14 protein-coding genes are annotated in these 11,501 nt (G+C 67.9%); 5 read left to right on the plus strand and 9 right to left on the minus strand.

The genetic code is table 11. The annotated features are described in order from the left end of the window. Positions 1–109 precede the first annotated feature (109 nt). Together rlmN and JHD80_RS24880 are read left to right on the plus strand one after the other, a co-directional pair. The gene (gene rlmN, locus JHD80_RS24875) at positions 110–1,336 is read left to right on the plus strand and encodes a dual-specificity RNA methyltransferase RlmN (protein ID WP_248311764.1); all 1,227 of its coding nucleotides are present in this window, start codon (positions 110–112) and stop codon (positions 1,334–1,336) included. A 3-nt stretch (positions 1,337–1,339) separates the two neighbouring features. Then, positions 1,340–1,831, plus strand: coding sequence for a hypothetical protein (locus JHD80_RS24880; protein ID WP_199092868.1), 492 nt, complete (start codon positions 1,340–1,342; stop codon positions 1,829–1,831). Positions 1,832–1,835: 4 nt separating this feature from the next. Here the strand turns inward: JHD80_RS24880 and JHD80_RS24885 are convergent, their stop codons facing one another. After that, complete coding sequence (locus JHD80_RS24885; RefSeq protein ID WP_199092870.1) at positions 1,836–2,528, minus strand: acid phosphatase; 693 nt, start codon at positions 2,526–2,528, stop codon at positions 1,836–1,838. A 62-nt stretch (positions 2,529–2,590) separates the two neighbouring features. Next, a complete protein-coding gene (gene ggt, locus JHD80_RS24890; protein ID WP_199092872.1) occupies positions 2,591–4,327 on the minus strand; it encodes a gamma-glutamyltransferase in 1,737 nt (578 codons plus the stop codon). Positions 4,328–4,450: 123 nt separating this feature from the next. On the opposite strand from ggt, the gene JHD80_RS24895 reads away from it, so the two are divergent. The 3 genes from JHD80_RS24895 to JHD80_RS24905 all read left to right on the plus strand — a co-directional run bounded on the left by JHD80_RS24895 (position 4,451) and on the right by JHD80_RS24905 (position 6,568). After that, positions 4,451–5,053, plus strand: coding sequence for a LemA family protein (locus tag JHD80_RS24895; RefSeq protein ID WP_199092874.1), 603 nt, complete (start codon positions 4,451–4,453; stop codon positions 5,051–5,053). Positions 5,054–5,180: 127 nt separating this feature from the next. Continuing rightward, entirely contained in the window at positions 5,181–5,963 is a 783-nt protein-coding gene (locus JHD80_RS24900) for a TPM domain-containing protein (RefSeq protein WP_199092888.1), read from the plus strand. Beyond that, entirely contained in the window at positions 5,963–6,568 is a 606-nt protein-coding gene (locus JHD80_RS24905) for a TPM domain-containing protein (protein WP_199092876.1), read from the plus strand. Before JHD80_RS24900 ends, JHD80_RS24905 begins: the two co-directional genes overlap by 1 nt. Before the next feature lie 22 nt (positions 6,569–6,590). Here JHD80_RS24905 and JHD80_RS24910 read toward each other — a convergent pair whose 3' ends face one another. The 7 genes from JHD80_RS24910 to JHD80_RS24940 all read right to left on the minus strand — a co-directional run. Continuing rightward, on the minus strand, positions 6,591–7,355 hold the full coding sequence (locus JHD80_RS24910) for a DUF1223 domain-containing protein (RefSeq protein WP_199092878.1): 765 nt from the start codon (positions 7,353–7,355) through the stop codon (positions 6,591–6,593). 68 nt (positions 7,356–7,423) lie between these two features. Next, entirely contained in the window at positions 7,424–8,395 is a 972-nt protein-coding gene (locus JHD80_RS24915) for a lipid A biosynthesis lauroyl acyltransferase (RefSeq protein WP_282568437.1), read from the minus strand. Positions 8,396–8,513: 118 nt separating this feature from the next. Then, entirely contained in the window at positions 8,514–9,536 is a 1,023-nt protein-coding gene (locus tag JHD80_RS24920; protein WP_199092880.1) for a zinc-binding dehydrogenase, read from the minus strand. Between the two features lie 15 nt (positions 9,537–9,551). Continuing rightward, a complete protein-coding gene (locus JHD80_RS24925) occupies positions 9,552–9,836 on the minus strand; it encodes a type II toxin-antitoxin system mRNA interferase toxin, RelE/StbE family (protein ID WP_199092882.1) in 285 nt (94 codons plus the stop codon). Next, positions 9,833–10,075 carry a CopG family ribbon-helix-helix protein gene (locus JHD80_RS24930; RefSeq protein ID WP_199092884.1) on the minus strand — a complete coding sequence of 81 codons (243 nt, stop codon included), beginning with the start codon at positions 10,073–10,075 and terminating at the stop codon, positions 9,833–9,835. The genes JHD80_RS24925 and JHD80_RS24930 overlap by 4 nt, the downstream gene beginning before the upstream one ends. Positions 10,076–10,130: 55 nt before the next feature. Further along, positions 10,131–10,877, minus strand: coding sequence for an SDR family oxidoreductase (locus tag JHD80_RS24935; protein ID WP_199092886.1), 747 nt, complete (start codon positions 10,875–10,877; stop codon positions 10,131–10,133). Continuing rightward, on the minus strand, positions 10,874–11,501 hold a 628-nt coding region (locus JHD80_RS24940), incomplete at its 5' end, for a beta-ketoacyl synthase N-terminal-like domain-containing protein (RefSeq protein WP_282568438.1). The genes JHD80_RS24940 and JHD80_RS24935, both read right to left, overlap by 4 nt.

Below are 11,501 nucleotides of genomic sequence, written 5' to 3' on the forward strand. Positions count from 1 at the left end.
GCCCTAGGCGGATGGCGCCTGCGAATCACGCAATTTCCGATTTTCGCCGAATTGTGCTAGGGAGCCGCGAAATCCCGCGCCTTCCCCGATGGGCGACGACAGAGCTCCGATGACCGCATCCGTTCCCGCTACCGCCGCTCCGGCGGCCGAACCCGTTTTGCGACGCCCCTCGCTGGTGGGGCGCACCCGCGCCGGCCTGCTTGAGGCGCTGGCCGAGATCGGCGTGCCCGAGAAGGAACGGCGCATGCGCGTCGGCCAGCTCTGGAACTGGATCTATCATTACGGCGTGCGCGATTTCGACGCGATGACGACGATCGGCAAAGGGCTGCGCGGGCAGCTCGCCGCGCATTTTACGCTCGATTTGCCGAGCGTCACGGCCGAGCAGGTCTCGACCGACGGCACCCGCAAGTGGCTGATGCGCATGCCCTCGACCGGCCCGCATGACCGCGGCGCCGAGATCGAATGCGTCTACATCCCCGAGGTCGATCGCGGCACGCTCTGCGTCTCCAGCCAGGTCGGCTGCACGCTGACCTGCACCTTCTGCCATACCGGCACGCAGCGCCTGGTGCGCAACCTCACCACCGAGGAGATCGTTGCCCAGGTGATGGTGGCGCGCGACCGGCTCGGCGATTTCCCGAACCGCCGGCCGCCGGAAGGCGCCTTCGTGCCGAACGATGGCGGGCGCTTCGTCTCGAACATCGTCTTCATGGGCATGGGCGAGCCGCTTTACAATTTCGACGGCGTGCGCGACGCGATCGCCGTGATCACCGACGATCAGGGCCTGTCGATCGGGCGCCGCCGCATCACCGTCTCGACCTCGGGCGTGGTGCCGCAGATCGGCCCGCTCGGCGAGGAGATGGGCACGATGCTGGCGATCTCGCTGCATGCGGTGCGCGACGAGCTGCGCAACGAGCTGGTGCCGCTCAACAAGAAATACCCGATCAAGGACCTGCTCGAGGCCTGCCGGAATTATCCGGGGCTCTCGAACGCGAAGCGCATCACGTTCGAGTATGTCATGCTCAAGGGCGTGAACGATTCCGATGCCGAGGCGCGCGAGCTCGTGCGCCTGCTCAAGGGCATTCCGGCCAAGATCAACCTGATCCCGTTCAATCCCTGGCCCGGCACCAAATACGAGTGCTCGGACTGGGACCGGATTGAGCGCTTTTCCGAGATCGTCTTCCGTGCCGGCTATGCCTCCCCGGTGCGCACACCGCGCGGGCGCGACATCCTCGCCGCCTGCGGCCAGCTGAAGAGCGAGACGGAAAAGCTCTCCGCCCGCGCCCGGCTGATGCTGGACGAGGCGCAGGCTGACGCTCCGGCCGTCGCGGCGGAATAAGCCTTGCTGCGCTGGCTGCTGCTGATCCCGTTCGCCTGCCTCGTCGCGATGGGGGCGGGGCTGTTCTTCCTGGGCGCCGCGAGCGTCGCCTCGCCGGCCGTGGCGATGCTGATCGGCGGCGGCATCGAGCGGCTTATCGATATCCTGTTCGGGCTCGCCGAGAGCGGCGTCGATCCGGCGCCGGCCGCGCAGGCGGCCTTCGCCCTGATCGGCAAGCTCGGGCTGGCGATCATCGTGGCGCCGGTCGTGCTGGTCGCGGTCGGCTCGGAGCTGTTCCGCTTGCGCAGCGGCCTGCTTCAGAGCGGTTTCACGGGGCTCTTGGCCGCGCTTTTGCCGCTCGCCATGCTCAGGCTGTCGCGGGCGCCGAGCACGGCCGAGATCCAGATCATCTCCGGGCTCTTCCTGGTCGGAGCGGCGACGGGCTTCGTCTACTGGCTGATCGCCGGGCGCGGAGCCGGCGGCGAGAGGCCCGCCGCCGATCCTGCTTTGCGCTGAAGATTCAGAACCCGAGCACCTTGCGCAGCTCGGCCTTGGCCGCGGTGAACTCGGCCTGGAATTCCGGCTGCTCCATGATGCGCGCGGCGATGACGGAGCCGGCGATGCGGCCGGCCTCGATATCCGAGCGATAATGGATGCCGCCGATGATGCGGTTTTCGCCATAGAACCAGGCGCGGTCCATGATCGCCACCCGCTTCTCCGGCACCATGTTCGAGAGGACGATGCCCATCAGCGTGCCCACCGTGGTGTGGCCGGACGGGTAGGCGCCGGAATTCGAGATCTTCACCACCGGCTTGACCAGCGGGCTGAGTTGATGCGGGCGCGGACGCTTCCACGAATCCTTGGCGGGGTCGACGACGGCGCCTTCGGTCGCGACGACGCGATCGAAGAAGGCCGAGAAGACCGGCAATTGCTCGGTCTTGAAAGCCGGGCCCATCACGTTGGCGAAGCGCCAGACATCCTCGACCACGTCGGCCTGGGCGGAGGCTTCCATCTCGGGCGAGCGGGTGACCTGGAGCGTCAGGACCTCCCCGAGCTCCGCCTTGGTCTGGGCCGATTCATTCGCCGGGGGCGGCTTGAGGATGGCAAGGAGGTCGATCGTCTTGGCGGTGGCGAAGGGCTTCGCGTCTTCGGCCCGCAGCGAAGCCGGGGCGAGGGCGAGCAAGGTCAGAAAGGCGAGGGCGATGGTGCGCATGGCGGTACATCCTGTTGGGCGCGCGGAGCCACGCGCCCGCAAGATGACAGCGTCATGACAGGTCAGTCCCCGATCGCGACGCCCTCTCGCCGTCCGTCGGCGCCGCCCAGAAAGCCCTCGGGCGTCTTGACGATGGCTTGCGTGCCGGAGGTCATCTCCACCAAACGCACCTCGTGGCCCTTGGCTTCGAGCGCGGCCTTCCAGGCCTCGGCCTCGCTGCCCGTCTCCAGCTCGGTCGGGCCGTTGCGGCTGCCGAAATTGCCGAAATCGACGGCTTGCTGCGGGTCCATCTTCCAGTCGAGCAGGGCGACCAGCGTCTTGCCGACATAGCCGATGATCTGGCTGCCGCCCGGCGATCCGACGACGGCGTAGAGCCGGCCGAAAGCGTCGAAGACCAGCGTTGGTGCCATCGAGGAGCGCGGCCGCTTGCCGGGCTCGACGCGGTTGGCGACGGGCTTGCCGTCCTCTTCGGGGGCGAAGTTGAAGTCGGTCAGTTCGTTGTTGAGCAGGAAACCGCTCCTGGTCATCAGGCGGGAGCCGAAGCCGTCCTCGATCGTCGTGGTCATGGCGACGGCGTTGCCGTCCGCATCGACGACGGAGATGTGGCTGGTGCCGTTCTCGATGCCCTCGGAGGGGGCGAGCAATTGCGCCCGCTTGTTCGGGGGATCGCCGGGCTTGGCGCGGCCCATCGAGCGGTCCGGGCCGATCAGCCCTGCGCGCGAGCGGATATAGTCGCGATCGATCAGCCCGCGCACGGGCACGCTGATGAAGGCGGGATCGGCGAGATAGAGTGCGCGGTCGGCGAAGGCGAGCCGGCCGGCCTCGCTGAACCAGTGCGCGGCCTCGGCGCCCGGCCCCATCCGGCGCAGGTCCCGGCCTTCGAGCATGCCCAGCATCTGCTGGAGCGCGATGGCGCCCGAACTTGGCGGGCCCATGCCGCAGAGGCGCCAGATCCGGTAGGCGCCGCAGACCGTCTCGCGCTCCTCGACCTTGTAGCCGGCGAGATCGGCCAGCGTCATGTCGCCGGGATTGGTCGGATGGCCGGTGACGGTCGCGACGATGTCCTCGGCGATCGCGCCCTTGTAGAAGGCATCCGAGCCTTGCGATGCGACGGCGCGTAGCGTCGCCGCGAAGGCCGGGTTCTTCAGGATGGTGCCGATAGCCTTGGGCTTGCCGTCCGGCTCGTAGAAATAGGCGGCGGCGAGCGCGTTCTTGGGGAGGTCTTTCTCTCCGGCGAGCAGGCCGTTGAGGCGCGGGGAGATCGCGAAGCCTTCCTCGGCCAGTTTCAGCGCGGGGGCGATCACGTCAGCCCAGGGCAGCTTGCCCCAGCGGCGGTGCGCCTCCTCCAGCAGCCTGAGCGTGCCGGGCACGCCGACGGAGCGGCCGCCGACCACGGCCTCGCGGAACGGCATCGGCTTGCCGTCCTTCATGAAGCGGTCTGGCCTGGCGGCAGCCGGCGCGGTCTCGCGGCCGTCGAGCGTCGTCACCTTGCGGCCGGCCTCGTCCCAATGGACGAAGAAGGCGCCGCCGCCGATGCCGGAACTCTGCGGCTCGACCAGATTGAGCACGAGCTGGATGGCGATGGCGGCGTCGGTCGCGCTGCCGCCGGCGCGCAGGATGTCGCGACCGGCCGTCGCGGCCAGCGGATTGGCGGCGGCGGCCATGAAGCGCTCGGCCGTTCCCAGCGTCTTGACGGTTCGCCCGGTCGCCGCCTCGGGCGCGGGCGCCTGTGGCTGGGCGACGGCGATCTGGGCGGCGAGCAGGGCTGGGGGAAGCGAGAGGAAGAGAGACAGGCGCATGGCGAAGCTCCGGTGAGAATCGCAGGATAGGCCATTCGCCGCGGTCTGGCAGCTTGGATGGGAGGGCGCTGGCGGGTAAGGTCCGAATCGATTGTCCTGACGTTGCCAAAAGGGGTTTTCGGCATGTCGTTTCTGACCCTTCTGCGCCGACCACTCGCCTGGTTGGTCCTCGGCATGCTCGGCGTGGTGCTCGCGGGCTGTGGCTACAACAATGTGCCGACGCTGGAGGAACGGGCGAAGGCCGCCTGGTCCGAGGTGCAGAACCAGTATCAGCGCCGCGCCGACCTGATCCCGAATCTCGTCGAGACCGTGAAGGGCTATGCTGCGCAGGAGCGCGAGGTTCTGACCGCCGTGGTCGAGGCCCGCGCCAAGGCGAGCCAGGTCAAGGTCGACGCCTCGACCATCAACGACCCCGCGAAGTTCAAGGAATACCAGGACGCGCAGAACCAGCTCACCGGCGCGCTCGGGCGGCTGCTCGTCACAGTGGAGCGCTATCCGGACCTGAAGTCGAACCAGAACTTCCTGGCCCTGCAGTCGCAGCTCGAAGGCACGGAGAACCGCGTCGCGGTGGCGCGGCGCGACTATATCCAGGCGGTGCAGGCCTTCAACACCGAGATCCGCACCTTCCCTGGCGTGATCTGGGCGAAGCTGTTCTGGGGCGCCAAGCCAATGGAGACCTTCGCGGCGACCGTGGGTGCCGAGCGGCCCCCGGCGGTGAAGTTCTGAGGCCGCTCGGCTGAATCCCGTGGCACTGACCAGCCCGTCATGCTCGGGCTTGACCCGAGCATCTCCTGCCAGAGATTCTCGGGACTGCGCTTCGCTTCGCCCGGGAACAACGCCCTGGCACGCCGCGCTGGCGCTGTTCCTGCTGCTCTGGAGCAGTTTTGCAATCGCCGCCGAACCAACCTATCCCGCCCTGACCGGGCGGGTCGTCGACGGCGCCAACCTGCTCGCGCCCGATGTCCGGCAGCGGATCGCGGACAAGCTCAAGGCGCATGAGGACAAGACCTCCGATCAAGTGGTCGTCGCGACCGTGCCCTCGCTGCAGGACGTCACGATCGAGGATTTCGCCAACGGGCTCTTCCGGCACTGGAAGCTGGGTGAAAAGGCCCGGAACAACGGCGCCCTGCTGATCGTCGCGCCGAAGGAGCGCAAGGTCCGCATCGAGGTCGGGTACGGTCTCGAAGGCGCGCTGACCGACGCGCTCTCCAAGGTCATCATCACCACCGCGATCGCGCCGAAATTCAAGACCGGCGATTTCGCGGGGGGAATCGAGGCCGGCGTCGATGCCATCCTGACCATTCTCGCGGGGGACGCCGAGGAATGGCAGCGCAAGGCCGAGGTGCGTTCGGACGAAAGCTCTCCGGAAGAGACTATCGCGGTGATCATCGCGATGATCTTCATCTTCCTGTTCATCGTGGCCTTCCTGCGGGGCCTGAGCCAGCAGGGCGGCGCGCGCCGACATCGCCTGCGCAATGGGCAATGGGTGACGCTGCCGCAGAGCACGGGCTGGAGCACGGGTTCGGGTTCCAGCTCGGGCTGGAGCGGTGGTGGAGGCGGCTGGAGCTCGGGCGGCGGCGGGTTTTCAGGTGGCGGCGGCTCATCCGGCGGCGGCGGAGCTTCGGGAGACTGGTAATGGACTCAGCCGACAGAGATGCGATCGCGGAGGCGGTGCGGCGCGCCGAGAGCCTGACCGCAGGCGAGATCGTCGTGGTGATCGACCGGGCAGCCTCGAGCTATCGCACGATCCCGGTAATGCTTGCGTTGACGCTCGCGCTGTTCGTGCCCTGGCCGCTTTTGTGGCTGACGGTGATGAGCGCGCCGCGCATCTTCCTGATTCAGCTGATCTGTACCGTCGGCCTGCTGGCGAGCCTGCTCTGGTATGGCCGCGGCGGGCGCTTCGTGCCCGGCTTCGTCAAGCGTAGGCGGGCGCATGACGTGGCTCTGCGCGAGTTCACGGCGCGCGGGCTGACCCGGACCAAGGGGCGCACCGGCGTGCTGCTCTATATCGCGCTGCAGGAGCGCTATGCCGAGATCCTCGCCGATACCGGCATCGACGGGCTGGTCGAGAAGGACACATGGCGCGGGATCATCGAGCCGCTGCTCGGGGCGGCGCGCGAGGATCGCCTCACGGAAGGGTTGATCGCGGCCGTCGGCTCGGTCGGCTCCGTGCTGGCGCAGCATGTGCCGCCCGTGCCCGGCGATGTCGACGAGCTCTCGAACAAGGTCATCCTGCTGTAAGTCAACGCCGCGGGGCGCAGAATCAGCGCTTCGTCAGCCCTCTGGCGGCGCCGAGGATTGCGCCCGGCATCATCAGGCCGTGCTTGCCCGGCCATTCGGCCTGGACCACGACGACATAGCCGTCGGCTTCCGGTGCCTGCGTGGCGGCGAGCGGCGCAGTGATGGTTGTCTCCTTGCCGGTCCAGTCGCCGACGCGGACCATGCCGCGCACGACATTGGCATAGGACAGGGTGCGGCCCTGGTTCTCGCCGCGCGTGACGGGCACGGCTGCCTGCCGCGTGGTGGGGAGCACCCAGATGCCGGCCGTGGTTTCGGCCTCGCTCCCGGTCGGCGAGACCTGGATCTGGAGGGCGCCGTTCTCCTCCTTCAAGCCGATGCGCGCCGTGAATGCAGTCGTCGCGACCTGGCTCACCGCCTTTTCGATCTCGGCCTTTTCCGAGCCGATCGCATGGCTGGCGCCGTTGATGACGACCTGCGGGGTGTAGACCTGCCCGTCGCCGCGGGCCTTGGCGTAGAATTTCTGACGCTTCGCGAAGGAATCCTTGCCGAGCGTGTCCTTCCAGCCGAGATAATCCCAATAGGTTACCGGCAGGGTCAGGGCGATCAGCGAGGGGTCCTTGGCCAACTCGACGACCAGCGCATCGGCCGGCGGGCAGGACGAGCAGCCCTGGCTGGTGAAGAGCTCGATCACCGCCTTGGGCGCCTTGGCCGGGGTCTGCGCCTGTGCCGCCGTGCCGAGGGCAAGGGCTGCAACGGTCGCTGCGAGGAGGCGCGGGCGCGGGAACATGATCAGGACTCTGCGGACGACTTCTTTTCCTGAGGTTACCAAAGCCCGCAATTCCCGCGCGAGGGAAATCACGTTGCCTTGAAAACCGGCACGGTCGCGGGGGCGTGATCGAAGGCCTCGCGGGCCGCAGCCGAGATCATGTTGGGCCGCCAGCGGCGGTGCATCCAGAGCCATTGCTCGGGATATTCGCGCACCCAGCCCTCGACGACGGCCGTCATCATCGCCATCGCGCCCTGGACGTCGATCTCGCCATTGGCGTCGCGCGGCAGGTCGAGCGGCGGCGTCAGCTCCAGCCGGAAGCGGTGGTTCGGCAGGCGGATGACACGGACGCCATGGACCGGGCATTCGAAGCGCTTGGCGAATTTGCCCATGATCGGGTTGGTGAGCGCCGGGCGGCCGAAGAAGGGCACGACCACGCCGCGGGTGAAATGCTGGTCGATCAGCATGCCCAGATGGCCGCCATTCTCCAGCACGCCCTGCATGGCGAAGGCGGCGCCCTGCTTGGCCGCGGCAAGCCCCCCCATCGCGCCGGAGCGGATCTCGTGGACGACGGCGGCGATCGCCGGGTCGTTCGGGGCCCGGAAGACCGCGGTGGTTTCGAGGTCGTAGGCCTGGGCGCAGATCGCCGGCAGTTCCCAGTTGGCGAGATGGGTCGAGAAGATCAGGCCGGGCTTCCCGTCATCCTTGAGCGCGATGAAGTGCTCGATGCCCTTGACCTCGACGCGCGAGGGCTTGTCGGGGTTGTGGTAGTCGTAGTCGAACAGCGCCTTCAGATTGGCATATTCGCCGGCGACGCGGCCGAGATTCTCCCAGGCGCCGCGCGCGATGCGCCTGACTTCGGCCTCGTCCTTCTCCGGGAAGGCGGCGCGGATATTGGCGAGCGCGACGCGGTTGACCGGGATCAGCGGGCTCACCGTGCGCAAGAGCCAACCGCCGAGATCGCTGGCGCGCTCGGGGCCGACCAGGCGCAGGAACGCGAACAGGGTGCGGATCACGCCGATCATCGCCGCCGCGCCGATGCGTGCGGCGATAGCCTTCAATCGTCTCAAGGTCGGTCCTGCCTGAAACGCCCGTGCCGAGAGCAAGACCGGGCCTTGAACGGGCGATCTGGGGCAGGAACGCGCCTTCGTCAAGTCTCCGACGGGAAACGGTTCCCGATCAGAAGGCGATGACGACCTTGCCGAAGACCTGCCGCCCCTCGATCCGGGCGAGGCCCTTCTCGAATTCGGCGAGCGGGAAGACCGAGTCGATCACCGGCTTCATCCCGCCGGCCATCTTCTCCAGCGATTGCGCGATATTCTCGATGCGGCAGCCGAAGGAGCCGGTGATGCGGTATTGCTGCTGGAAGAGCTGCATCAGGTTGATCGTGGCCGAAGGTCCGGAGGTCGCGCCGCAGGTGACGAGCCGGCCCCCGCGCTTGAGGCAGAGCAGCGAGCCGTTCCAGGTGTCGGCACCGACATGCTCGAACACGACGTCGACGCCCTTGCGGCCGGTGAGCTTGCGGACGACGCCTTCGAACCGGTCCTCGCGGTAGTTGATGACGTGGTCGGCGCCGATCGCCTTGGCCTTGGCGCCCTTCTCGTCGTCGCCGACCGTGGTGTAGACCGTGCAGCCGATCGCCTTGGCCATCAGGATTGCGGCCGTGCCGATGCCGGAGCCGCCGGCATGGACGAGCACCGACTCGCCGGGCTCCAGCTTCGCGTTGTCGAAGAGCATATGCTGGACCGTGCCGAAGCCGATCGGCGCGCAGGCGGCGTCCTCGAAGGAGACGCCCTTCGGCGCCTTGATCGTCAGCCGTGCCGGGCGGTTGAGCAGCTCGCGGGCGAAGCCGTCGATATGGAAGCCCATGATGCCGGCGACGTTCTCGCAGAGATTGTCGCGGCCCTCGCGGCAGGCCTTGCACTGGCCGCAAGTGTCCGCGCCATAGGCGGTGACGGTGTCGCCCGGCGCGAAGCCGGTCACGCCCTCGCCGACGCAGACGATTTCGCCGGCCGCCTCGACGCCCGCCGCCTGCGGCATCTTGCGCTTGGCGAAGGCCATGCCGCGGAAGCCCCAGAGGTCGAGATAGTTCAGTCCGACCGCCTTGATGCGGATCTGCACCTCGCCGGGAGCCGGCGGCGGCGGCGGCTCGATCTCCTCGAGACGGAGGTCACGGTCGCCATGAAGCTGGAGGGAACGCATGGGTTTCGAACGCTTTCAGAGCTGGTCCGGCCATTGCCGGGAGGTGTGGAGGACCGCGAGGATTTCGACGCGGCCGTCGCTGACGCGGTAGGGGAGGATATAGGGCGTGCCAGTCACGATGAGTTCGCGGGTTCCATCGCTCCGTCCCGGCCGCCCGATCTCTGGATGGCTGGTCAGCATTGCGGAGCGCTGCTCAATGAGATCGACCAGTGCTGCAGCGGCGGAGCGGCTGTCCTTCGCGACGAAGGCAAAGATCTGGTCGAGCTCGCGCAGTGAGCGCTTCGTCCAGACGAGCCTCACTCGGCCACGGCCCTGTACTTGCGGAACACGGCCTCGACCTCTTCGTCCGTCGCGAACTCGCCGCGATCGGCTTCGGCGATCCCTTCCTTGATTCTCGCGATCTGCCACGCGTTCAACGCGACATAGTCCTCGATCGCCTTTGCCGCGATCCAGTTGCGCGAGCGGTCGGTGTCGGCGGCGAGCGCGTCGAGCTTGGCCAGCATCTCGTCGTCGAGGCGGATGGTAAAGGCTGCCGTCATGTCGGTTCACTCCGGTTCGGAGTGAACCGTATCACGAAAAGCCGCTTCGGTCGATTCAGCGGTGAACGCCGAGCTGTGCCGTCAGGCCGCCGTCGATGGGCAGGACCGTGCCGCTGATATAGGCGGCGGGCTCGCTCATCAGGAAGGCGGCGAGGCCGGCGACCTCCTCCGGCCTCGCGAAGCGGCCGGCCGGGATCTGCCCCTGCATCTTGTCGCGATAGGCGGCGTAGGGCGCCATCATGTCGGTGTCGACGAAGCCAGGCGCGATCACGTTGACGGTGACGCCGCGCTTGCCGGTTTCGACCGCGAGCGTCTTGGCATAGGAGATCAGCGCGCCCTTGGAGGCCGCATAGGCCGCGTTGCCGGGATTGCCGCGCAAGGCCGCGACCGAGCCGATGGCGACGATGCGGCCGGCCCTGGCGCGGATCATGGTGCGCATCAGGCTCTTGGCGAGGCGGGTGAAGGCCCAGAAATTGACCTGCATCGCGGCTTCCGCCTTGTCCTGCGCCATCATCGCGGCGAGCGAATCATAGGGCTGGCCGGCATTGTGGACGAAGCCGAAATAGCTCTCGCCCTCGCGCGCCTCGCAGAAGGCGTCGAGCGCCTCCTTGTCGGAGAGATCGAGCGGGAGCGCGACGATGCTGCGGCCGGGATGGCTTGCGGCGATTTCTTCGGCCAGCGCCTTCGCCTGCTCGGCAGAGGAGCGGAAGGTGAAGTCGACATCGTGGCCGGCCGCCGCGAGCGCGCGCACGATCGCCGCGCCGACACCCTTGGCGCCGCCGGTGACGAGAATCCTGGTCATGCGGCCTCCGGGGGCGCCGTCAGCACGAGGCAGGTGTTCTGGCCGCCGAAGCCGAAGGAGTTGGAGATCACCGTCCTGACCTTCGCCTTGCGGGCCGTGTTCGGCACGACGTCGAGCGCGATCGCCGGATCGGGGTTCACGTAGTTGATCGTTGGCGGAATCGTACCGTTGGCGATGGTCATGAAGGAGATCACCGCCTCGACCGCGCCGGCCGCGGTCAGCGTGTGGCCGATCATCGACTTGTTCGAGGAGATCGGCAGGCTCGCCATGCGCTCGCCGAAGACGGCGGCGCAGCTCATCGCCTCCATCTTGTCGTTCTCCGGCGTCGAGGTGCCGTGGGCGTTGATGTAGTCGACATCGTCGGGCGTCAGGCCGGCATCGGCCAGCGCATCCTGCATGGCGAGGATGGCGGGCTTGCCGTCCGGGCTGGAACGGGTGCGGTGGAAACCGTCGCCGCGCTCGCCGCAGCCGGCGACGATGCCGAGGATCGTCGCGCCGCGTGCCAGCGCATGGTCGTAATCTTCCAGCACCAGCGCGCCCGCGCCCTCGCCCATGACGAAGCCGTCGCGGTTCTTCGAGAACGGCTTGGCGGCGGCTTCCGGCGGGTCGTTCTGGGTCGAGAGC

This window comes from Allobosea sp. ASV33 (assembly GCF_016428755.1).
GTDB lineage: Bacteria > Pseudomonadota > Alphaproteobacteria > Rhizobiales > Beijerinckiaceae > Allobosea.